The organism is Clavibacter davisi (assembly GCF_052751415.1).
In genome coordinates, this window is the sequence record NZ_CP199882.1 from 1,221,836 (window position 1) to 1,244,551 (window position 22,716).

Consider the following 22,716-nt stretch of genomic DNA (forward strand, 5'->3'; position numbering starts at 1 on the left):
GACCGCGGCGTCGGACGCCGCGTCCAGCGTGAGCTCGACGCTGCCGGCGCTCAGGGGCGGGGCGGGGTCGGGGGCGGCGTCGGGCCCTGGCCGCGGCCGCCGTCGGGGCCGAGCTTCCGCAGCTGGTCGTCGGCGGCCCGGCGCGCCTTCTGGATCTTGTCGGCGTGCTTGCTGCCGGTGGCCTTGTCGGCGATGCCCGACACCTTGTCGATGGCGGTGCGGCCGACGTCCTGGCCCTTGGACGTGCGCAGGAATCCGGTGGCGGCGGCGGCGATGCGGGACAGCTTCACGGGTGGTCTCCTATGTAGGGGATCGGGTGGGGCCGTGCCCGGGCGGCGCGGCGGTCGTCCTCCGACCATCCTGGCGGGTCGCGCCTGTGCCGGAGCGGGGAGTCTCCTCGGGAGAGGGAATGCGACGGCCGCGCGCGAGCCGGACACGCGCCCACCGCGGACGAGGGAGGCGGCGCGGCGGGCGTCCCCGCCGGTGCTACCCTGGATCCGCGCTCGCGCGCACCCTGGCCCCCATAGCTCAGGGGATAGAGCACTGCCCTCCGGAGGCAGGGGCGGAGGTTCGAATCCTCCTGGGGGCACACCTTCCCATATCCCGTGTTGGTGCGGTGAGCGGCCGGTCCCGTCAGCGGGGCCGGCCGCTCGTGCGTACGGGGTCGGGCCGTCGCGCTCGGCCGGCATCCCACGGGCGATGGAGTCGCGGCATAGACACGCGGCGAGGCCCGAGACGGGTCTCGGGTCCCGCCGCGCGATGCTGGGCCCAACTGGGGGGCGGGCCTGTCGATGACGTTAGGGGAGGCCGCCGCGGCCGAGAAGGCGCGCCGGTACTGGAAAAGGCCAGTGGAGCAGGGGCCAATCCGATCCCCTCCGGGTGCCGAACGGCCGCTCCGGCGCGCCCGCGACGCCTCTGCCCGTCGCCTCCCAGCACCCCCGCACAGGCGGCCTAGGCTCGGCGCATGGCAGACGACGACGACTCCACCTCCCTCCGCGACCTCCTGAAGGGCGCGAAGCCGAAGCCCCACGACTTCCCCGAGCTCGACCCGGCCGCGCTGCCCGGCGACCCGATCGACCTCGTCATCGACTGGATCCGCGACGCCGTCGCCCACGACGCCGCCGAGGTGAACGCGGTCGTGCTGGCGACCGCGGACGCCGAGGGCCGCCCGAGCGCGCGCACCCTCCTCCTCAAGGACGTCACGCCCACCGTCGACGACGAGCCCGGCGCCCTGTGGTTCTCATCGCTCGCCGACAGCCCCAAGGGCCGCGACCTCGAGGCGAACCCGCGCGCGGCGCTCGTCGCGTACTGGCGCGAGCGCGGGCGCCAGATCCGCGCGACGGGCCCCGTCTTCCACGGCGACCGCGAGGTCAGCGAGCGCGACTTCCTCGCGCGCCACCCCGCGTCGCGCGCCGAGGTCATCGCGGGCGACCAGAGCGAGCCGATGCCCGACGCCGCCGAGCGCGACGCGCGCGTGGCCCGTGCGCGGGAGGCGGTGGACGCGGATCCCGAGCTCGTCGCCGAGTCGTGGCGCGCCTACGTGCTCCAGCCGACCGTCGTCGAGTTCTGGCAGGCGACGGAGGACCACGGGCAGCTGCGGATCATCTACCGCGCCGATGCGGACGGCACCTGGTCGCACACCCTCGTCTGGCCCTGACCGGCGTCGCCGGGCGCGGGCCGCGAGCGTGTTGCGGCAGATGACGCGGAGGGTGCGGCGCCGCACCCGAGCCCGCACACTGGATCCATGCCCGCACCCCTCCGCCGCCTCGCCGTCGTGCAGGTGACCCGATCCCGGCCCGAGGCCGTCGACTACCACCGGCTCGTGCAGGGCCTCAACATGCGCGTGGCCGAGGTCGCGGGCCAGGCTGGCTGGGTCGTGGAGAACCTCGCCGCGGAGGACGAGGGCGTGGAGTCGCTCCTCGAGCGCACGCGCGACGCGGACGCCGTCGTCATCATGGGCGGCGAGGACGTCGCGCCCCGCTTCTACGGCGGACCCGCCGACTACGAGGGCCGCTCCCCGCACCGCGAGGTGGCGGACGCCGGCCAGATCGCGCTCGTCCGCCGCGCGGTCGCCGAGGGCACGCCGCTCCTCGGGATCTGCCGCGGTGCCCAGATCGTCAACGTCGCGCTCGGCGGCACCCTCCAGCAGCACATCGACGGCGTGGGGGAGCACCGCAATCAGGCGGACGACATCACGGCGGTCATGCGCGACCACGACGTGCGGGTCGCGGCCGACAGCCGCCTCGCGCGCGTCCTCGGATCCACCGCGCTCGTCGTGCGCAGCGCCCACCACCAGGCGGTCGACCGGCCGGGCGCGGGACTCCGCGTCGTCGCCGTCGCGCCCGACGGCGTGCCGGAGGCGGTCGAGCACGAGACGGCGCCCATCACCGGCGTGCAGTGGCACCCGGAGGATGCGGCCGCCGAGCGCGACCAGCTCCCCGCGCTGCTGGCGGCGCTCGCCGAGCAGTGCGCCCGCCGCGAGCCCGCGCGGGCGGACGTCGCGGCCTGAGCCGACGCGGTCCGAGAACGCACGGCCCGCGCACGACGCGACCCGCCCGCGTCGTACGCGGGCGGGTCGCCGTGGTCCGGATCCCGGTGGGCGTCAGGGCATGACGTCGCCGCTGTTCGGCCCCAGGGTCTGGCCGACGAAGAGGTTGCCGTCGGGATCGGCGGCGAGCATCACCGCGACCGGCGCCACCTCGTCGACCGTTCCGAATCGCCCGAGGGGCAGCTCGCGCCGCTTGGCGGCCTTCCAGTCCTCGGAGATCCCGTCGACCAGCGGGGTCTCGATGGGCCCCGGCGCGATCACGTTGGCCAGCACGTTGGAGGCCGAGACCTCGAGCGCGAGCGACTTCGTGAACGCGATGACCCCGGCCTTCGCGGCCGCGTAGTGCGCGAGGCCCGTGCCGCCCTTCTGCCCGAGCTGCGAGGCGATCTGGATGATGCGGCCGTCGCGCCGGTCGAGCATCCCCGGCAGCACGGCACGCGTGACGAGGAAGACGCTCGTGAGGTCGACGTCGATCGTGCGCTGCCAGGTCGCGAGGTCCATGTCCGCGACGTGCGCCTCGGTGAGGATGCCGTGCGACGAGACGAGCGCGTCGATCCGGCCGAGCAGGGCCTCCGCCTCCGCGACGGCGCGCGCGACCTCGCGCTCGTCCGCGAGGTCGGCCGTGACGGCGCCGTCCGCGCCGAGGTCGGCGGCGACGTCGTGCACCGCGGCGGAGCGGTCGAGGAGCACGACGCGCGCGCCCGCCCGGAGGAAGTGCGCCGCCACCGCGCGGCCGATGCCGCTCGCCGCGCCCGTGACGAGGGCCGTGCGCCCGAGGAGCCGCTCGCTGCGGGCGGGTCCGGGCGCCGTCACCGCGCTCACTCCTGCATCGCGACCGTCAGGCCGCCGTCGACGGTGATGCACTGCCCGGTCACGTACGCCGCGTCGTCGGAGGCGAGGAACGCGATGACCGCGGCCACGTCCTCGGGACGGCCGACGCGGCCCGCCGGGATCCGCTCGGCAGCCCGGCGGAGGCCGTCGGGACCGAGCGAGTTGACGCCGTCGAGGGACTGCGGCGTCTCGATGAGGCCGGGGATGACGGTGTTGGCGCGGATGCCGCGCGGCGCGAGCTCCACGCCCACGCTGCGGATGAGTCCCACCACGCCGGCCTTCGCGGTCGCGTAGTGCGCGTGGTCGCCCCAGCCGTAGACGCCGCCCGCGATGGAGGAGACGGCGACGACGGAACCGCCCGCGCCGAGATGGGGCTCGGCCGCCCGGACGAGGCGCATCACGCCGCCGAGGTCGACGCCGAGCACCTCGTCCCACCGGTCGTCGGTCATGGCGCCGAGGGGTGCGCGGCGGAGGATGCCCGCGGCCGCGACGACGTGATCCACCCGGCCGTACGCGTCGAGGGCGGCCTGCACGAACGCGTCGACGGACGCCGTGGACGACACGTCGAGGTCCACCGCGACGCCCTCGCCGCCGACCGCGCGCACGGCCGCGAGCGTCTCGCCCGCATCGTGCGGATCCGCGGGGAAGCGCCCCACGACCACGCGGTCGCCGCGCGCGGCCAGCCGCACCGCCGTGGCCCGGCCGATGCCCGACGCTCCGCCGGAGATCAGCGCGACGGGCGCGCCCGCGCCGCCGCTCACGCGGATGCTCCCCGCGACTCGCCCGTCGACTTCGCGAGCAGCATCACGAGCGCCGACGCGAGGATGCCGCCCGCGCCCACCCACAGGGCCGCCGTGCCGAAGGTCATCGACCCCGCCGTCAGCGCCGTGAGCAGGAAGCCGCCGATGATCGCGCCGGGCTGGCTCATGGCGCCGATGAAGCTGGACCCGGTGGCGCGGCAGTCGCTGTCGAAGCAGCCGGCCTGGAAGAACAGGATGGCGGCGTACGGCCCGAGCAGGAAGAACAGGCCGATCATGTAGGCGGCGAGCACGAAGCCCGCGTCGTCGGGGCCGAGCAGCATTACCGCGAACGCGAGCCCGGCGATGAGCCAGCCGCCGACGATGACGTTGCGCCGCCCGAGCCGGTCGCCCAGCCAGCCGTGCACGAGGTAGCCGAGGACGCCCACGCAGTTCGAGCCGATGACGAGCAGCAGCGCGTCGGACGCGTCGATGTGCTTGCCCGACTCGAGCACGGTCGTGCCGAGCACCGAGAACGTCTGGATCCCGAACCAGTTCAGCAGCCACGCGACGCTGAGCACGATCGTGCTGCGCAGGTGCTTGCCCTGGAAGATGCGCGCGAGCGGCGCGGACTTCTGCACGTCGAGGCCGGTGGCCCGCGCGAAGGCGGCGGCCTCGTCCTCGAGGCCGGCGGCGCGCAGCCGGCGGATCCGCTGCTGCGCCACGAACTGCGGGCTCTCCCGCAGCGTGAGGCAGACCGCGGCGACCACGAGCGCCGGCACGGTGGCGAGCCCGAACGCGATGCGCCACTCGCCCGGCCCGAATACCGAGGTGATGAGGGTCACGAACGCCGCCGCCAGCAACGCCCCGATGGGCCAGCCCGTCTGCACGATGGCGTAGACGAAGCCCTTGTTGCGGCGGATCCGCTCGTCCTCCGTCAGCTCGTAGATCTCGTTGAGGTACGTCGCGTTGATCGACTGCTCCGCGAGTCCGAGCCCGCTGATGCTGCGGATGCCGACGAGCGAGGCGGCGCCCGCGCTGAGGGCCGTCGCGCCGGACGACATCGCCGTGCCCGTGACCGAGACGACCATGCCCACGCGGCGGCCGAGCCGGTCGACCATCGGGCCGACGAGCAGCACGACCACGGCGGTGCCGACGCTCACGAGCGTCGAGACGAGCAGCGCCTCGCTGGTGTCCCAGCCGAAGTCGCGCGAGATGTCCGGCAGCAGCGTGCCGAAGAGGATGAAGTCGTAGACCGCGATGGTCCACGCGAGGAACGCGATGCCGGTCACGCGCCGGGTCTGCCGGACGCTGACGGTCTCGAGGGCGGCGGGCGCGGGGGAGGATGCGGGCGCGCCGCCCGCCGGGGAGGCGGTGGGACGGGAGGTGCCGGTGCTCATGGTCGTGGTCCTTCCAGGGCGTCGGGGTCAGCGGACGCGCGGCGAGCGCGCCTGGAAGTCGCGGGCGATCTCGTCGAAGGTCGCCCAGCGGACGCCCTCGTGCGAGTTGATGTGGGCGATGAGCCGCTCGAGCATGAGCAGCACCTGCGGCCGGCCGGAGACGTCGGGGTGGATCGTGAACGTGAAGACGCCGTAGTCCTGCTCGCGGTAGACCCAGTCGAACTGGTCGCGCCACATCTCCTCGAGGTGCCGGGGGTTCACGAAGCCGTGGCTGTTCGGGCTGCCCTTGACGAACATCATGGGAGGCAGGTCGTCCAGGTACCACGACGCGGGGATCTCCACGAGGTCGGTCTCCTCGCCGCGCACGAGCGGGTGCATCCAGCTGGCGGCGTCCTTCGTGTAGTCGACGCCCTGCCACGTGTCGCCGACGCGCACGTAGTACGGCTCGAAGTCGCGGTGCATGAGCGAGTGGTCGTAGCGGATGCCGCGCTCGATGAGGAGCTCGTTCGTCACGCGGGAGAACTCCCACCACGGCGCGACGTAGCCGCTGGGGCGGCGGCCGGCCCGCGACTCGATGAGCTCGATGGAGCGGTCGAGCACGTCGGCCTCCTGCTGCCGCGACATCTCGATGGGGTTCTCGTGGCTGTAGCCGTGCGCGCCGATCTCGTGGCCCGCGGCGACGACCTGGTCGAACTCGCGGGGGAACGTCTCGATGGAGTGGCCCGGCCAGAACCAGGTGGAGGGGAGGTCGTGCTTGGCGAGCAGCGCGTTGAGGCGGGGCACGCCGACCTCGCCCGCGAAGAGCCCGCGGGAGATGTCGCCGGGGGAGTCCTGGCCGCCGTACGAGCCGAGCCAGCCGCTCACGGCATCGACGTCGATGCCGAACGCGATGATGATGTCCTTGGCCATGGGTGGTCCTTTCGATCGGGTGATGCGGGTCAGGCCGGCGTCGGGCTGTCGGCCGGGTGGGGGAGTGCGGTCGCGGGGGCGGCGGCGGCAGCCAGCAGGCGGCGCGCGTCGTCGACGGGGTGGTGGTCGAGGAGCAGGGCGATGGCGATGCGCGCCTGGGCCACGGAGAGGCGGCCGAGCGGGACCGCGCCCGCGCGCACCGCGTCGGCCGCGCCGCCGTCGCCGTAGATCGCGGCGACGGGTCCGTGGGCGACGCGCGTGCCGAGCGCGACGAGGATCCCGGCGCGCGTCGCCGCCGCGATCTCCGGGATCAGCGCGCGGTTCGTGTTCCCGGCGCCCGTGCCGATGACGACGACCGCGCGGGCCCCCGCGGCGACGGCGGCGCGGAAGAGGACCGCGTCGGATCCGGGGTGCACGCTCACGCAGTCCACGCGGATGCCGTCGAAGCGGGGCGACGGCAGCGGCAGCGGCGGCAGCGCCCGCTCGGGCGCGAGGAGGGTGACGTCGTCGCCCGCGACCCGGCCGACAGGCTCGCCGTCGCGCGGGGCGAACGCGTCCGCGTCGAGCGTGCGGGCCTTGGCGACGCCGTCGGCGGCGTGGATCCGGGAGGCGAAGACGACGAGGGCGCCGGCGCCGCGCACCGCGCGCGACGCGGCCACGACGATCGCGTCCCGCAGGTTGCCCGGTCCGTCGCCGCCCGGGGTGTCGGCGGCGCGCTGCGCGCCCGTGAGCACGACCGGCCGCGCGTCGTCGCCGACCAGCTGCAGGAGCGCCGCGGTCTCCTCGAGGGTGTCGGTGCCGTGCGTCACGACGACGCCGTCGACGTCGTCCCGGGCGAGACCCGCGGCGACCGCCTCGGCGATGGTGCGGAGGTCGGCGTGCGTCAGCGCGAACGAGTTGGCGCGGAGCACGTCGTGGCTCTCCACCGTGATCGCGGCGGGCAGGGCGGGCATGGACGAGAGGAGGCGCTCGGCGGGATCCGCGGCCACGGCGGCGCCGTCGGGGCGCGTGCGCGAGGCGATGGTCCCGCCGGTGGCGAGGACGAGGACGTGGGGCATGACGTCGATCCTGAGTTCCGCAAACGATTGCGTCAATGGTTCTCGTGGAACGTTCGTGTTGCCGTCCTGTTGCGCGGGTGTTTCGGCGCCGGCGGGGCGGATGCCTCTCCCGGCGCCCCGCGGACGCTGTGCCATGCTGATCGGGTGAGGAGGCCCGAGTGACCCAGAAGCGCCGGCCGCCCACCACGCAGCGCATGATCGCGGAGCTCGCGGGCGTGAGCGTCACCACCGTCTCCCGCGTGCTCAACTCCCGCGAGGAGCACCCCGAGCGGTGGGCCGGACCCGAGACCGTCGCCGCGATCCTCGACATCGCGCAGCGCAGCGGCTACCGGCGGAACCCGCACGCGGCGAGCCTCCGCACGTCGCGCTCCGACCTCGTGGGCGTGCTCGTGCCGCGGCTGCAGGACTTCGTGCTCGCCACGGTCTACGAGGGCATCGACGAGGCGGCGACCGAGCGCGACGTCTCCACCTTCGTCACCAACAGCCTCGACCGGCCGGAGCTCCAGCGCACCCGCACGCGCAGCATGCTCGACCGCCGCGTCGACGGCATGATCTTCGGCGACGCCCACCTCGACGACCCGCTCCTCGACGAGCTGGCGGAGGAGGGCGTGCCGTTCGTGCTCGTGTCGCGCCGGCGTGGCGACCACGTCGCCATCACGTGCGACGACGTGGCCGGCGGGCGCCTGGCCGCCGAGCACCTCATCGCGCAGGGGCGGACGCGGCCCGCGGTCCTCGCGGGGATGCCGTTCGCGTCCACGGCGGTGGACCGCACGGCCGGGTTCCTCCGGGCCTATGCGGACGCGGGGATGCCCGTGCCGCCGGAGCAAGTGATCCACCTCGGCTTCGACGCGCCCGCGGGACGCGAGGCGGCGGAGACGGTGCTGGCCGCCGGTCCGGGAGCACGGCCGGACGCGCTCTTCGCGACCAACGACTTCGCCGCCATCGGGGCGATGGGCGCCCTCCGCGACGCGGGCCTCCAGGTGCCGGACGACGTCGCGCTCGTGGGCTACAACGACACGCCGCTCGCCGCGTCCGGGTCCATCGGCCTCACGAGCGTGCGCTCGCCCGCCCACCGGATGGGACGCCTCGCGCTCGAGGCGCTGCTCGCCCTGGTGGACGGGCGGGAGCAGGAGTCGCGGCTGCTCGAGCCGACCCTCGTCGCGCGCGACTCCAGCGGGCCGCACGGAGCCTGACCGCGTGCTCGCGGGGCGGTGCGGGGTGCGCGCGCCGACCGGGGCGCGCGGCGCGCGGCGCCCGCCGCGGATGCCACCATGGACGCATGCGCCGCGACGTCTCCTCCCTCCTCGAGCTGCAGGTCGCCGGCGGGAGCGAGATGGCCTTCGCGGTCGCCGTGGCCCGCGGCGCCGACATCGCCTCCGAGACCCTCGAGTTCGCGCTCGACGGCCGCCCCGTCGCCGCGACCGAGGTGGTCGACCGGCACGACACCCGCCTGCACGTGCTCGAGGTCGGCGCGGGCGTGCTCACCATGGAGTACCGCGCCACGGTCACCGGCCGTCGGGATCCCGCGCCCCTCGACGACGTGGACCTCTGGGTGTACCGCCGCCCGAGCCGGTACTGCGAGTCGGACACGCTCTTCCCCACGGCGCGGAGCGAGTTCCGCGGCCTCGACGGCCTGCCGCTGCTCCAGGCCGTGCGCGCGTTCGTGGCGGACACGCTGCGGTACGCGCCCGGCTCCAGCCTGCCGACCGACGGCGCCGTCCAGACGCTGCTCGCCCGACGGGGCGTGTGCCGCGACTACGCGCACCTCGTCATCGCGATGCTCCGGGCGCTCGACGTGCCCGCGCGCCTCGCGGCCGTCTACGCGCCGGGCCTCCGCCCGAAGGACTTCCACGCGGTGGCCGAGGCCTGGGTCGACGGCGCCTGGCACGTGGTCGACGCCACCGGCCTCGCACCGCGGCAGAGCCTGCTGCGGATCTCGACCGGCCGCGACGCGTCGGACACGGCGTTCCTCACGAACACGCGCAGCCTCGTCACCATCTCCCGGATGGAGGTGCTCGCCACGGTCGACGAGCTGCCGGTCGACGACGCGACCGCGCCGGTCCGCCTGGGCTGAGCCGCGCCGGATCAGCCGCCGACGGTCTTCAGCACGGCGTTGCCGAGGTCGGCGTGGTCGCCGGGCTCGTAGAACGACGCCGAGCGCATGACGACCATGTGCTTCGACGCGTAGATGGTGGAGACGCCGACCGCGTCCTGCAGCTCGAAGTAGGCCTCGACGCCCGACGGGTAGCCCGCGATGGGGTCGGCCAGGAGGATGGCCGCGTCCCGGCGGGACTTGAGCTCCGCCGCGACGGGCTGCGCGACGTCGATCTCGACGGCGGTGCCGTCCGAGGCGCGGAAGGCGCAGGCGATGCCCTGCATCGCGAGGATGTCGGCGCGGAGGCCGTCCGTGGAGGTGTCGGCCGGGAGCGCCGTCACGGCGAAGCCGGGGCCGAAGGACGCGAGGTCGGGCAGGAGCTTCTGGCACGTGGTGGTGACCGGCGTGCCCTTCGGCGGCGCGGGCGTGGGCGAGGCGGTCGTGCTCGCGCCGGGACGGTCCGCCGGCGCCTCGGCGGCACCGCCCGCGCTCGCCGTGGGATCGGGCGTGGCGGGCTGCAGCGGCGCGGGGTTCGTGCACCCCGAGAGCAGGAGCGCGAGCGCGAGCCCGACTGCCGCGACGGCGGGCACGGAGCGCGGGGCCAGGGGGCGTGCGGGCGCGGGGAGGCGGACGGGCAAGGTGGTGCTCCTTCGGATCCGGTCGCGCCGCGCGGTGCGGCGCCAGGCGCGCGGCATCGTGCCACGCGCAGGGGAGGCGGGATCGCCACCCTACCCACGGCGGTCGCTCCGCCGCTGGGACGCTCCCCGTCGCCGCGGCCCGCACGGCGACGCGCGGGCCGGCGGGCGCGCGTCCGCCGGTAGGATCGATCCCCATGACGACCCCTGACCTGACCGGCGCACTGTTCGACATCGTGGCCGAGACGGCGGGTCGACGACCGGGGTCCGACGCCCTCACGCTCAGCCCCGACATGGTCGTCCTCGAGCGCCCGCGCAACCGTGACCACGGCGACTGGGCCACCAACATCGCCATGCGCATCGCCAAGCCGCTCGGGGAGAGCCCGCGCGCGCTCGCCGCCGAGATCGCGGAGGGCCTGGGCGCGCTGCCGCAGGTCGCGAAGGTCGACGTGGCCGGGCCCGGCTTCATCAACATCACGCTGGAGGCGGCCGCCGCGGGCGCCCTCGCGCGCACCATCGTCGAGGCCGGCCCCGCGTACGGCCGGGGCACGACGCTCGACGGGATCCGCATCAACCTCGAGTTCGTCTCCGCGAACCCCACGGGCCCCATCCACCTGGGCGGCGTGCGCTGGGCGGCCGTCGGCGACAGCCTCGCCCGCATCCTCCAGGCCGAGGGCGCGCTCGTCACGCGCGAGTACTACTTCAACGACCACGGATCCCAGATCGACCGGTTCGCCCGCAGCCTCCTCGCGAGCCACCTCGGCGAGGACACGCCCGAGGACGGCTACGGCGGCGCCTACATCGGCGAGATCGCCGAGCGCGTGGTGGAGGGGTACGACGGCGACCTCGACGCCCTCCCGCGCGAGGCGCAGCAGGAGGTCTTCCGCAGCGCCGGCACGGAGCTGATGTTCGGCGAGATCAAGCAGAAGCTCCACGACTTCGGCGTCGACTTCGACGTGTTCTTCCACGAGGACTCGCTGCACGAGTCCGGCGCCGTCGACCGCGCGGTCGCGCGCCTGAGGGAGCTCGGCCACGTCTTCGAGGAGGACGGCGCCGTCTGGCTCCGCACCACCACGTTCGGCGACGACCGCGACCGCGTCGTCATCCGCTCCACGGGCGAGCCCGCCTACATCTCGGGCGACCTCGGCTACTACCTCGACAAGCGCGAGCGCGGCTTCGAGCAGAACATCATCATGCTGGGCGCCGACCACCACGGCTACGTCGGCCGCATGATGGCGATGGTGCAGGCCTTCGGCGACACCCCGGGCGTCAACCTCCAGATCCTCATCGGCCAGATGGTCAACCTGCTGCGCGACGGCGAGCCCGTGAAGATGAGCAAGCGCAACGGCACGATCGTCACGCTCGACGACCTCGTGGACGCCGTGGGGGTGGACGCCGGCCGGTACGCGCTCGTGCGCTCCTCCGCCGACCAGAACCTCGACATCGACCTCGCGGTCCTCGGCAAGCGCACGAACGACAACCCCGTCTTCTACGTGCAGTACGCCCACGCGCGCACCTGCGCGGTCGACCGCAACGCGGACGCCTCGGGCGTCGACCGGAGCGCCTTCGCGCCGGAGCTGCTCACGCACCCCACCGAGTCGGCGCTGCTCGGGCTCCTGCAGGAGTTCCCGCGCATCGTCGCCCAGGCCGCCGAGCTGCGCGAGCCGCACCGCGTCGCCCGCTACGTCGAGGAGCTCGCGGGCTCCTACCACCGCTGGTACGACAGCTGCCGCGTCGTCCCGCGGGGCGACGAGGAGGTCACCGACCTCCACCGCACGCGCCTGTGGCTGAACGACGCGGTCCGCCGGGTCGTCGCGAACGGCCTGGACCTCGTGGGCGTCTCCGCCCCCGAGCGCATGTAGGGGAGCGGATCATGGCGGGGCGGTTCCTCGGCACCGAGGTCTTCGAGGCGCCCGAGCGGCGCGATCCGCGGGAGGCCCGGCGGCGTCGGCGTGGGCCGCGCGGCGGCACCGTGTTCATCTGGCTGCTCGTGCTCGCCATCATCGGCGTCGGGCTCGCGTTCGGCCTGCGGATCATCGACCAGACCGTCCGCGGCGTCGCCGAGGACCAGGCCGAGCAGCGCATCGCCGAGCAGCTGCCCGGCCGCGTGTCGGGCAAGGTGAACGTGTCCATCCAGGGCGACTGGGTCATCCTGCAGCTGATCCGCGGCACGCTCGACCGCGTCGTGCTCGACGGGGCGAACCTCCAGGCGGACGGCACGCCCTTCCGGGCGCACATCGTCGCGACGGACGTGCCCACCGACCAGGAGCGCACGGTGGGGAGCGTGGTCGCGACCGTGTCCATGGACCAGGCGCCCGCGAGCGCGCTCCTCGCGAAGACGGCCGGCACCCCGCCCGACCTGCGTTTCGGCGACGGCACGCTCGGCTACACCGGGTCCACGAGGATCCTCGGCCTCACTCTCGGCTACACGGTGGCCGCGGAGCCCGTGCTGCGCGACCCGTCCACCGTGGTCATCACGCCCACCCAGGTGGAGCTGCAGGCGGGGTCGCTGAAGGTGGACCTCGCGCAGACCATCCAGGGCATCCGCGACATCACCTACCCCGTGTGCGTGGCGCAGTACCTCCCGGCGGGCGTCGCGGTGCAGGACGTGACGATCGCGGACGGGAAGGCGTCGATGACCGTCGCGTCGTCGTCCATGAAGCTCACGCGCGACTCGCTCGGGGCCACCGGCAGCTGCGGCTGAGCCGGGCGGTGCCCGTCGCCGTCACATGGCCCGGGCGCCCCGATCGGCCTCGGTAGGATGCTGTCACCGCCTCCTCCTCCGGCTTCAGGGACCGCACCGGGTCCGCTCGCCATCCCGCACGTCCGCCCCGCGTACGAACAGGTGACTCCGTGACCGCGAACCCGCTGGCCCCGTCCTGGCTGCTGCCGCCCGACGACGCGAACGCGCTGGACGCGCGCGTCTGGTCCCGCGGAGCCGACCGCGACGCCGACGGCGTCCTCCGCATCGCCGGGGTCGCCGCCCCCGAGCTCGCCCGCCGCTTCGGCACGCCGCTCTACGTGGTCGACGAGGCCGACGTGCGGGGCCGTGCCGCCGAGACCCTGGCCGCCTTCGAGCGCGAGGCCGCCGCCGTCGGCACGACCGCGCGCGTCTACTACGCGGGCAAGGCCTTCCTCAGCATGGAGGTCGCGCGCTGGATGGTGGAGGCGGGCCTCCACATCGACGTCTGCTCCGGCGGCGAGCTGGCCGTCGCGCTCGCGGCGGGCGCGGACCCGGCCCGCCTCGGCTTCCACGGCAACAACAAGTCCGTCGCCGAGATCGACCGGGCCGTCGGCGCGGGCATCGGCCAGATCGTCGTCGACAGCGTCATCGAGGTCGAGCGCATCGCCACCGCGGCGGCCGCGCACGGCCGGATCCAGCCGGTGCGCCTCCGCGTCAACAGCGGCGTGCACGCCCACACGCACGAGTACCTCGCGACCGCCCGCGAGGACCAGAAGTTCGGCATCACGCTCGCCGACGCGGCCGACGTCGTGGCCCGCATCCGCTCGCACGCGTCGCTCTCCTTCACCGGGCTGCACGCGCACATCGGCAGCCAGATCTTCGAGACCGACGCGTTCGTCGAGTCCGCCCGGCGGCTGCTCGACCTGCACGAACGGCTGCTCGCCGACGGCCCCGTGCCCGAGCTCAACCTCGGCGGCGGCTTCGGCATCGCGTACACCTCGGTCGACCGGCCCGTGCCGGTGCCCGAGATCGCCCGGCGCCTCGCCCGCATCGTCGGCGACGAGTGCGCCCGGCGGGGGATCGCGGTGCCCGTCATCGCGGTGGAGCCCGGCCGGAGCATCGTCGGCCCGTCCACCGCCACGCTCTACACGGTCGGCACCGTCAAGGACGTGCTCGTCACGGTCGGCGGCGTCGACGGCGAGGTCGCGGAGGCGGAGTCCGCGACGGGCGACGTGGAGGACCCGCGCGTCGCCGCGGAGGCCGAGACGGCGATCCGCCGCTACGTGAGCGTCGACGGCGGCATGAGCGACAACGCGCGGCCCGCCCTCTACGGCGCGGACTACAGCGTGCGCCTCGCCGGCCGCTCCTCGGACGCGGAGCCGGCCCTCGTGCGCATCGCCGGCAAGCACTGCGAGAGCGGCGACCTCGTCGTGCACGCCGACTACCTGCCGGGCGACGTGCGCGCCGACGACCTCGTGGCCGTCCCGGCGACGGGCGCCTACTGCTGGGCGCTCGCGAGCAACTACAACTGGATCGGCCGCCCGCCGGTCGTCGCCGTGCGCGACGGCGAGGCGCGCGTCATCGTCCGCGGCGAGACCGTGGACGACCTGCTGGCGCGCGACGCGGGCACGCCGGCCGCCGCATCCCCCGACGTGAACGGAGCACGATGATCGAGTACCGGAACCTGCGCGTCGCCCTGCTGGGCTGCGGCTCGGTCGGCACCCAGGTGGCGCGGCTGATGCGCGAGCACGGCGACGAGCTCGCCCAGCGCGTGGGCGCCCGGCTCGAGCTCGTGGGCATCGCGGTGCGCGACGCGGACGCCCCGCGCGACGCGTCCGTGCCGCGGGAGCTCCTCACCACGGACGCCGAGTCGCTCATCCTCGGCGCCGACATCGTCATCGAGCTGATGGGCGGGCTGGAGCCGGCCCGCGGGCACATCCTCGCGTCCATCGCCTCGGGCGCGGACGTCGTGACGGCCAACAAGGCGCTGCTCGCGACGCACGGTCCCGAGCTCTTCGAGGCCGCCGAGCAGGTGGGCGCGCAGCTCTACTACGAGGCGGCCGTCGCGGGCGCCATCCCCATCATCCGACCGCTGCGCGACAGCCTCGCGGGCGACCGGGTCGAGCGGATCCTCGGCATCGTCAACGGCACGACGAACTACATCCTCGACCAGATGGACGCCCACGGGCTCGGCTTCGACGAGGCCCTCGCGACCGCCACGGAGCTCGGCTACGCGGAGGCGGACCCGACCGCCGACATCGAGGGCTACGACGCGGCCCAGAAGGCGGCCATCCTCGCGAGCCTCGCCTTCCACACGCGCGTGCCGGTCGAGGCCGTCCATCGCGAGGGCATCACGGGCCTCGCGCCGGCCCAGTTCGCGTCGGCGCGCAAGGCCGGCTACGTGATCAAGCTGCTCGCCATCTGCGAGCGCCTCACGGATCCCGAGACCGGCCGCGACGGCGTCTCCGCGCGCGTCTACCCGGCCCTCGTGCCGCGCGACCACCCGCTCGCCGCCGTGCACGGCGCGAACAACGCCGTGTTCGTCGAGGCCGAAGCCGCCGGCGACCTCATGTTCTACGGCGCGGGCGCCGGGGGAGTGCAGACCGCCTCCGCCGTGCTCGGCGACGTCGTCTCGGCCGCGCGCCGCCACGTCGTCGGCGGCCCCGGTGTCGCGGAGTCGACGCACGCCGACCTCGAGACGCTGCCCGTCGGCGCGATCACGACCCAGTACCAGATCACGCTGCAGGTGGCGGACGAGCCGGGCGTGCTCGCCCGCATCGCGCACCTGTTCAGCGAGCACGGCGTCTCCGTGGAGACGCTCGAGCAGACCACCCACCAGGCGCCCGTGGCGGGAGGGGCCGGCGCCCGGCCCACCGCTAGCCTGGTGATCGGCACGCACCGCGCCACCGACGCGGCCCTCCGGGCCACCGTCGACGCGGTGTCGAACCTCGACGCGGTGACGGCAGTCGCGAGCGTCCTCCGAGTAGAAGGAGCCTGATGGCCCACCAATGGCGCGGACTCCTCCGCGAATACGCCGACCGCCTCGACGTCACGGACGCCACCCCCATCATCACCCTCGGCGAGGGCGGCACGCCGCTCATCCCCGCGCCCGCCCTGTCCGCCCGCACGGGCGCGCAGGTGTGGGTCAAGTACGAGGGCATGAACCCCACCGGCTCCTTCAAGGACCGCGGCATGACCATGGCCATCTCCAAGGCCGTCGAGCACGGCGCGAAGGCCGTCATCTGCGCCTCCACCGGCAACACCTCCGCGTCGGCCGCGGCCTACGCGACCCACGCGGGCATCACCGCCGCGGTGCTCGTGCCCGAGGGCAAGATCGCGATGGGCAAGCTCAGCCAGGCCGTCGCCCACGACGCGCAGCTGCTCCAGGTGCGCGGCAACTTCGACGACTGCCTCGACATCGCGCGCGAGCTCAGCGCCAACTACCCGGTGCACCTCGTCAACTCCGTGAACAACGACCGCATCGAGGGCCAGAAGACCGGCGCCTTCGAGGTCGTCGAGGTCCTGGGCGACGCCCCCGACTTCCACTTCATCCCCGTCGGCAACGCCGGCAACTACACCGCGTACACGCGCGGCTACCGCGAGGACCTCGAGGCCGGCAACGCCACGAAGCTGCCCCGCATGTTCGGCTTCCAGGCCGCGGGCAGCGCGCCCATCGTCGACGGCGCCATCGTCAAGGACCCCGACACCATCGCCAGCGCGATCCGCATCGGCAACCCGGCCTCGTGGAAGCTCGCCCTCGAGGCGCAGCTGCTCACCGACGGCTACTTCGGCGCCATCTCCGACGCACGGATCCTCGAGGCGCACCGCATCCTGTCCGCCGAGGTCGGCATCTTCGTCGAGCCCGCGTCGGCCATCAGCGTCGCCGGGCTCCTCGAGCGCGCCGAGGCCGGGCAGATCCCGAAGGGCGCGAAGGTCGTCCTGACGGTCACGGGCCACGGCCTCAAGGACCCGCAGTGGGCGCTCCGCACGGCCGACGGCTCCGACGTCGCCCCCACGAGCGTCGGCGTCGACGTCGCCGAGATCGCGGGCGTGCTCGACCTGGTCGCGTCGTGACCGACGGTCCGATGACCCGGGCGCTCCCCGTCGGGCGCCGCGTGCAGGTGCGCGTGCCCGCGACGAGCGCCAACCTCGGCCCCGGCTTCGACACGCTCGGCCTCGCGCTCGCGCTCTACGACGACCTCACGGTGACGGTGCGCGACGCGCCCGGCGCCACGGTCGACGTGCGCGGCGTGGGCGCGGGCGAGGTGCCGACCGACGCGACCAACCTCGTCGTCACCGCCATCGCGCACACGTTCGCCGCGTTCGACCAGCCGATGCCCGGCCTCGACCTCGTCGCCGAGAACCGGATCCCGCACGGCCGCGGCCTCGGCTCCTCGGGCGCCGCGATCGTCTCGGGGATCATGGCGGCGCAGGGCCTCCTCGCCGGCACCGTCGACATCGACGCCGACGCGCTCCTCCGCCTCGCGACCGAGATGGAGGGCCACCCGGACAACGTGGCGCCCGCCCTCTTCGGCGGCCTCACCATCGCGTGGGTCGACGAGACCGGACCGCAGCACAAGAAGCTCGCCGTGCACCGCGGGGTGTCGCCGCTCGTGCTCGTGCCGGTGGCCACCATGTCCACCGCGCTCGCCCGGAGCCTCCAGCCGGAGTCAGTGCCGCACGAGGACGCGATCTTCAACGTGTCGCGCTCGGCGCTGCTCATCGCGGCGCTCATCCAGAGCCCCGAGCTGCTGCTCGCGGCCACCGAGGACCGCCTGCACCAGGACTATCGCGCGGCGGCCATGCCGGAGACGAACGCGCTCGTCCACCTGCTTCGCGAGGCGGGCTTCGCGGCCGTCGTCTCGGGCGCGGGCCCGTCGCTGCTCGTCCTCGGGAGCGACCCGGGCCAGCGTCTGACCGCGGCCGAGCTCGTCGCCGCGCACGGCAGCACGCCGTGGAAGGCGCTCATGCTCGCGGTCGACGTCAAGGGATCCACCGTGCAGGTCGTCGACGCGGGATCCGCTCCCTCCCACTAGCCGGATCGCGCGGTCCCCCCGACCCGGCGCGCCGTTCCCTGCGCGGGCGGGGCGCCGGGTGCTAGGCTCCAGACGACCCCGGGGTCGACGGATCCACGCACGAGCGTCGGAGATCCGGTCCCGGTGGTCGTTCTCACCACTCACCCGCTGTCGTCCCCGCCAGATCCCGCGCCTCCGTGCGCGACAGCAGCTCCGGACGGAATCAGACCGTCCGCCGCTCGGCGGAGACACACGCGATCGGCTCTCCTCCGCACGGGCTTCGTCCCGGCGGATCGGGGAAAGGACCCACGAACATGACCGATGTCGACACCCGCGCCTCGAGCGCCGACCTGAGCACGCTCCGCGTCTCCCAGCTCCAGGCCATCGCCTCCGAGCTCGGTATCCCGGGCGGCTCCAAGCTCCGCAAGGGCGAGCTGGTGGCCGCGATCTCCGAGATCCAGGCCGCCCGCGGACTCACCGCCCCCGCTGAGGAGGCTCCCGCCGCCGAGGCTCCCGTCGCGGATCCCGCGTCCGCCGAGGCTCCGGCCGAGGCGCCCGTCGCCGAGCCCGTCGTCGAGGACGCCGCTCCCGGCGAGAGCCCCGCCGAGGCGCCCGTCGCCGAGGCGCCGGCCGAGCAGCCCGCCCGCTCCGGCCGCGGATCCCGCCGCGCCACCACCGCCCGCATCGTCCCCGAGCGCATCGCGGAGCCCGTCGAGGCCCCGGTCGCCGCCGAGCCCGCGAGCACCGGCCTCGAGGCCCGCATCGCCGAGGCCGCGGGCGACCGCGCCGCCGAGTCCGATGCCCCGCGCACCGCGGATGCCGCCCCCGCGACCCGCGCCGACGCGCCCGCCGCACGCCGCGGATCGCGCCGCGCCACGAGCTCCGGCGTCGTGGACCCCGCCGTCGAGGCCCCGCGCCAGGCGGCCCAGCACGTCAACAGCGGCCAGACGGCCGATCAGCTCGTGCCGACGGAGGACGCCGCGGCGCCCGCCGCCGAGGACGGCGCCGACTCCGGCCAGGAGCAGGCCCCCGAGCGCCGCGGTCGCGGCCGCCGCCGCGGAGGACGCGACGACCAGAACGGCCAGAACGGCCAGGGCGGCCAGGGCGGCCAGAACGGCCAGGCCCCGCAGGGCGACCGCACGCCGGACGGCCCCGCCGAGAGCGCATCGGACGCGTCCGACGCACCGACCTCCGGCGACGACCGCGACGGCGACGACCAGGGCGGACGCCGCGACGACCAGGGCCGCGACGGTCGCGAGGGCGGACGCAACCGCAGCCGCAACCGCCGCAACCGCGACCGCGGTCGCGACCAGGACGACCAGCAGCAGGGCGGTCGCGACCAGGCGCCCCGCGACCAGGCCCCGCGCGAGCAGGACGCCGACGACGAGGCGCAGGAGGAGGCCCGCACGGGCCGTCAGCGCCAGTCGGGCCGCGGCCAGGGCGACCGCACGCAGGACGTGCGCGCCGACCAGGCGCGCGCCGACCTCGGCCGCGACGAGGACCGCAACGGCCGCAGCCGGTACCGCGACCGCAAGCGCGGCCGCGGCCAGGGCGGCGACGACTTCGAGCCCGAGGTGACCGAGGACGACGTCCTCCTGCCCGTCGCGGGCATCCTCGACGTGCTCGACAACTACGCGTTCGTCCGCACGAGCGGCTACTTGCCCGGTACGAACGACGTCTACGTCTCCCTCGGCCAGGTCAAGAAGCACTCGCTGCGCAAGGGCGACGCGATCGTCGGCGCCATCCGCCAGCCGCGCGAGAACGACAGCCAGAGCCGCCAGAAGTACAACGCGATCGTGAAGATCGACTCGGTCAACGGCCTGCCGCCCGAGGAGGCCGCGAACCGCGTCGAGTTCGGCAAGCTCACGCCGCTGTACCCGCAGGACCGCCTCAGCCTCGAGACCGAGCCCAACAAGCTCACCACGCGGATCATCGACCTCGTGTCCCCGATCGGCAAGGGCCAGCGCGGCCTCATCGTCTCGCCGCCCAAGGCCGGCAAGACGCTCGTGCTCCAGGCCATCGCGAACGCCATCGCCACCAACAACCCCGAGGTCCACCTCATGGTCGTGCTGGTCGACGAGCGTCCCGAGGAGGTCACCGACATGCAGCGCACAGTGAAGGGCGAGGTCATCGCCTCGACCTTCGACCGTCCCGCCGAGGACCACACGACGGTCGCCGAGCTCGCCATCGAGCGCGCCAAGCGCCTCGTGGAGCTCGGCCACGACGTGGTCGTGCTGCTCGACTCCATCACCCGCCTCGGCCGCGCGTACAACCTCACGGCGCCCGCGTCGGGCCGGATCCTCTCGGGCGGCGTCGACTCGTCGGCGCTCTACCCGCCGAAGCGCTTCTTCGGCGCCGCGCGCAACATCGAGCACGGCGGATCGCTCACGATCCTCGCCACGGCGCTCGTGGAGACCGGGTCCAAGATGGACGAGGTCATCTTCGAGGAGTTCAAGGGCACCGGCAACATGGAGCTCCGCCTCTCCCGCGCCCTCGCCGACAAGCGGATCTTCCCCGCCGTCGACGTGAACGCCTCCGGCACGCGCCGCGAGGAGATGCTCATGGGCGCCGACGAGGTCAAGGTCACGTGGAAGCTGCGCCGCGCCCTCGCCGGGCTCGAGCAGCAGCAGGCCCTCGAGATCGTCCTCAGCCGCCTGAAGGAGACGAGCTCCAACGTCGAGTTCCTCATGAAGGTCCAGGCGTCGATGCCCAACACCGCGAACGGCCAGTCCCACCAGAGCCACGGGCACGGCGCGCACGAGAAGGGCTGACCCAGGTGTTCGAGTCCGTCGTCCAGCTGCTGGAGGAGCACGAGGAGCTCCAGCAGCAGCTGGGCGACCCCGAGCTGCACGCCGACGCGTCGCGCTCGCGCAAGGTCAACCGCCGCTACGCGGAGCTCAGCCGGATCGTCGCCGCGCACGCGGAGTGGACCCAGCTCACCGACGACCTCGCCGCCGCCCGCGAGCTGGCCGAGGAGGACCCGGCGTTCGCCGACGAGATCCCCGGCCTCGAGCAGGAGCTGGACGCGGCGCAGGAGAAGCTCCGGCGGCTCCTGATCCCGCGCGACCCCGACGACGCGCGCGACGTCATCATGGAGATCAAGATGGGGGAGGGCGGCGCCGAGAGCGCGCTGTTCGCCGCCGACCTGCTCCGCATGTACCTGCACTACGCCGAGTCGCGCCGCTGGAAGACCGAGGTCCTCAGCCAGACGCAGAGCGACCTCGGCGGCTACAAGGACGTGCAGGTCGCCATCAAGGGCACCTCTGACGACCCCGCGCTCGGCGTGTGGGCGCATCTCAAGTACGAGGGCGGCGTGCACCGCGTGCAGCGCGTGCCGGCGACCGAGTCGCAGGGGCGCATCCACACCTCGGCCGCGGGCGTGCTCGTGATCCCCGAGGTCGAGGAGGTGGAGGAGGTCGCCATCGACCCCAACGACCTCAAGATCGACGTGTACCGCTCGTCCGGCCCCGGCGGCCAGTCGGTCAACACCACCGACTCCGCCGTCCGCATCACCCACCTGCCCACGGGCATCGTGGTCGCGATGCAGAACGAGAAGAGCCAGCTGCAGAACCGCGAGGCCGGCATGCGCGTCCTCCGGGCGCGCGTCCTCGCGAAGCAGCAGGAGGAGATCGACGCGGAGGCCTCGGCCGTGCGCCGCAGCCAGATCCGCACGATGGACCGGTCCGAGCGCATCCGCACGTACAACTACCCGGAGAACCGCATCGCGGACCACCGCACCGGGTACAAGGCGTACAACCTCGACGCCGTGATGGACGGCGCCCTCGACCCGGTCGTGGAGTCCTGCATCCAGGCCGACGAGGAGGCGCGGCTCGACGCGCTCGGGACGGACGCGTGATCCGCGCGACCGCCCCGCGCGTCGTCCCGGTCGTCGCCCGCGGCCCGCGCGCCCGTGGCTGACGGGGAGGGCGTCCCCGCCACGGTCGACGCCCTCCGCATGCGCGTCGGCACGACGCTCGCCGCGGCCGGGATCGAGCACCCGGCGGTCGACGCCGAGCTCCTCGTCGGGCACGTCCTCGGCCTCTCACGGGGGCAGGTGCAGTCACGCGCCATCACGCGCGCCGCGGTCGACGCCGCGGATGCCGCGCGCGTCCTCGAGCTCGCCGCCCGGCGCGCCCGCCGCGAGCCGCTGCAGCACATCACGGGCGTCGCCCACTTCCGCTCGCTCGAGCTGCTCGTGGGACCGGGCGTGTTCGTCCCGCGGCCCGAGACGGAGCACGTCGCGCAGCTCGCGATCGACGCGCTGTCCGCCGCACCGGGGGAGGCGCCCGTCGCGGTCGACCTCGGCACCGGATCCGGTGCGCTCGCCCTCGCGCTCGCCACCGAGGTGCCGCACGCGCGCGTGCACGCCATCGAGGTGTCGCCCGCCGCGCACGCGTGGACCGCGCGCAACGTGGCCCGCCTCGCGCCTGACGTGCACCTCGTGCTCGGCGACCTCGCCGACGCGTTCCCCGAGCTCGACGGCACGGTCTCCGTGGTCGTCTCGAATCCGCCCTACATCCCGGTCGACGCGGTGCCGCGCGATCCCGAGGTCCGCCTGCACGATCCCGCGCTCGCCCTCTACGGCGGCGCCGACGGCCTCGACGTGGTGCGGCTCGTCTCCATGACCGCGCGGCGCCTCCTGCATCCGGGCGGCGCGCTCGTCATCGAGCACGGCGAGCTGCAGGGCGCGGAGATCCGTGCGCTGCTTGACGCCGACGGCTGGCGCCAGACGCGCACGCACGAGGACCTCACCCGGCGCGACCGGGCGACGACCGCGGTCCGCTGACCACCGGCGCGCTGCGCTC

General features: G+C 74.4%; 20 protein-coding genes and 1 tRNA gene. 14 read left to right on the top strand and 7 right to left on the bottom strand.

Annotated features, from left to right (window positions below; translation table 11 throughout):
- Positions 1-50: 50 nt before the first annotated feature.
- Complete coding sequence (locus tag ACU4ZT_RS05835) at positions 51-290, bottom strand: antitoxin (protein ID WP_063072877.1); 240 nt, start codon at positions 288-290, stop codon at positions 51-53.
- A gap of 227 nt (positions 291-517) precedes the next feature.
- Here ACU4ZT_RS05835 and ACU4ZT_RS05840 point away from each other — a divergent pair.
- From ACU4ZT_RS05840 to ACU4ZT_RS05850, 3 genes are all read left to right on the top strand, one after another.
- Positions 518-589, top strand: a tRNA-Arg gene (locus tag ACU4ZT_RS05840).
- 375 nt (positions 590-964) lie between these two features.
- The gene (locus ACU4ZT_RS05845; RefSeq protein ID WP_063072878.1) at positions 965-1,657 is read left to right on the top strand and encodes a pyridoxine/pyridoxamine 5'-phosphate oxidase; all 693 of its coding nucleotides are present in this window, start codon (positions 965-967) and stop codon (positions 1,655-1,657) included.
- Between the two features lie 87 nt (positions 1,658-1,744).
- The gene (locus tag ACU4ZT_RS05850) at positions 1,745-2,509 is read left to right on the top strand and encodes a gamma-glutamyl-gamma-aminobutyrate hydrolase family protein (RefSeq protein ID WP_270979279.1); all 765 of its coding nucleotides are present in this window, start codon (positions 1,745-1,747) and stop codon (positions 2,507-2,509) included.
- A 93-nt stretch (positions 2,510-2,602) separates the two neighbouring features.
- Here ACU4ZT_RS05850 and ACU4ZT_RS05855 read toward each other — a convergent pair whose 3' ends face one another.
- The 5 genes from ACU4ZT_RS05855 to ACU4ZT_RS05875 are packed head-to-tail and all read right to left on the bottom strand — an operon-like array spanning position 2,603 to position 7,483.
- A complete protein-coding gene (locus ACU4ZT_RS05855) occupies positions 2,603-3,361 on the bottom strand; it encodes an SDR family NAD(P)-dependent oxidoreductase (protein WP_445338326.1) in 759 nt (252 codons plus the stop codon).
- Between the two features lie 5 nt (positions 3,362-3,366).
- Entirely contained in the window at positions 3,367-4,140 is a 774-nt protein-coding gene (locus ACU4ZT_RS05860; protein ID WP_445338328.1) for an SDR family NAD(P)-dependent oxidoreductase, read from the bottom strand.
- A complete protein-coding gene (locus tag ACU4ZT_RS05865; protein ID WP_414763195.1) occupies positions 4,137-5,516 on the bottom strand; it encodes an MFS transporter in 1,380 nt (459 codons plus the stop codon). Before ACU4ZT_RS05865 ends, ACU4ZT_RS05860 begins: the two co-directional genes overlap by 4 nt.
- 27 nt (positions 5,517-5,543) lie before the next feature.
- Positions 5,544-6,425 (bottom strand): polysaccharide deacetylase family protein, encoded by an 882-nt coding sequence (locus ACU4ZT_RS05870; protein ID WP_063072882.1) that lies wholly within the window; start codon positions 6,423-6,425, stop codon positions 5,544-5,546.
- 29 nt (positions 6,426-6,454) lie between these two features.
- Positions 6,455-7,483, bottom strand: coding sequence for an asparaginase (locus ACU4ZT_RS05875; RefSeq protein ID WP_445338331.1), 1,029 nt, complete (start codon positions 7,481-7,483; stop codon positions 6,455-6,457).
- A 158-nt stretch (positions 7,484-7,641) separates the two neighbouring features.
- On the opposite strand from ACU4ZT_RS05875, the gene ACU4ZT_RS05880 reads away from it, so the two are divergent.
- Both ACU4ZT_RS05880 and ACU4ZT_RS05885 read left to right on the top strand, forming a co-directional pair.
- Positions 7,642-8,676, top strand: coding sequence for a LacI family DNA-binding transcriptional regulator (locus tag ACU4ZT_RS05880; RefSeq protein ID WP_445338333.1), 1,035 nt, complete (start codon positions 7,642-7,644; stop codon positions 8,674-8,676).
- A gap of 86 nt (positions 8,677-8,762) precedes the next feature.
- Positions 8,763-9,557: a transglutaminase-like domain-containing protein gene (locus tag ACU4ZT_RS05885; protein WP_445338335.1), complete on the top strand. Its 795-nt coding sequence runs from the start codon at positions 8,763-8,765 to the stop codon at positions 9,555-9,557.
- An 11-nt stretch (positions 9,558-9,568) separates the two neighbouring features.
- Here the strand turns inward: ACU4ZT_RS05885 and ACU4ZT_RS05890 are convergent, their stop codons facing one another.
- On the bottom strand, positions 9,569-10,216 hold the full coding sequence (locus tag ACU4ZT_RS05890; RefSeq protein ID WP_063072885.1) for a hypothetical protein: 648 nt from the start codon (positions 10,214-10,216) through the stop codon (positions 9,569-9,571).
- A gap of 194 nt (positions 10,217-10,410) precedes the next feature.
- On the opposite strand from ACU4ZT_RS05890, the gene argS reads away from it, so the two are divergent.
- From argS to prmC, 9 genes are all read left to right on the top strand, one after another.
- Positions 10,411-12,075, top strand: coding sequence for an arginine--tRNA ligase (gene argS / locus ACU4ZT_RS05895; RefSeq protein WP_270979285.1), 1,665 nt, complete (start codon positions 10,411-10,413; stop codon positions 12,073-12,075).
- A gap of 11 nt (positions 12,076-12,086) precedes the next feature.
- Positions 12,087-12,917, top strand: coding sequence for an LmeA family phospholipid-binding protein (locus ACU4ZT_RS05900; RefSeq protein ID WP_063072887.1), 831 nt, complete (start codon positions 12,087-12,089; stop codon positions 12,915-12,917).
- Positions 12,918-13,066: 149 nt separating this feature from the next.
- Positions 13,067-14,566 carry a diaminopimelate decarboxylase family protein gene (locus ACU4ZT_RS05905; protein ID WP_445338338.1) on the top strand — a complete coding sequence of 500 codons (1,500 nt, stop codon included), beginning with the start codon at positions 13,067-13,069 and terminating at the stop codon, positions 14,564-14,566.
- Positions 14,563-15,894 carry a homoserine dehydrogenase gene (locus tag ACU4ZT_RS05910; RefSeq protein WP_414763200.1) on the top strand — a complete coding sequence of 444 codons (1,332 nt, stop codon included), beginning with the start codon at positions 14,563-14,565 and terminating at the stop codon, positions 15,892-15,894. Before ACU4ZT_RS05905 ends, ACU4ZT_RS05910 begins: the two co-directional genes overlap by 4 nt.
- The gene (thrC, locus tag ACU4ZT_RS05915; RefSeq protein WP_063072890.1) at positions 15,894-16,970 is read left to right on the top strand and encodes a threonine synthase; all 1,077 of its coding nucleotides are present in this window, start codon (positions 15,894-15,896) and stop codon (positions 16,968-16,970) included. The genes ACU4ZT_RS05910 and thrC overlap by 1 nt, the downstream gene beginning before the upstream one ends.
- A gap of 11 nt (positions 16,971-16,981) precedes the next feature.
- Entirely contained in the window at positions 16,982-17,932 is a 951-nt protein-coding gene (gene thrB / locus ACU4ZT_RS05920) for a homoserine kinase (RefSeq protein ID WP_063072958.1), read from the top strand.
- Positions 17,933-18,225: 293 nt separating this feature from the next.
- Positions 18,226-20,682 carry a transcription termination factor Rho gene (rho, locus tag ACU4ZT_RS05925; RefSeq protein WP_445338340.1) on the top strand — a complete coding sequence of 819 codons (2,457 nt, stop codon included), beginning with the start codon at positions 18,226-18,228 and terminating at the stop codon, positions 20,680-20,682.
- Between the two features lie 5 nt (positions 20,683-20,687).
- Positions 20,688-21,767, top strand: coding sequence for a peptide chain release factor 1 (prfA, locus tag ACU4ZT_RS05930; protein ID WP_063072892.1), 1,080 nt, complete (start codon positions 20,688-20,690; stop codon positions 21,765-21,767).
- Between the two features lie 54 nt (positions 21,768-21,821).
- Positions 21,822-22,697 carry a peptide chain release factor N(5)-glutamine methyltransferase gene (gene prmC / locus ACU4ZT_RS05935; protein WP_445338342.1) on the top strand — a complete coding sequence of 292 codons (876 nt, stop codon included), beginning with the start codon at positions 21,822-21,824 and terminating at the stop codon, positions 22,695-22,697.
- Positions 22,698-22,716 lie beyond the last annotated feature (19 nt).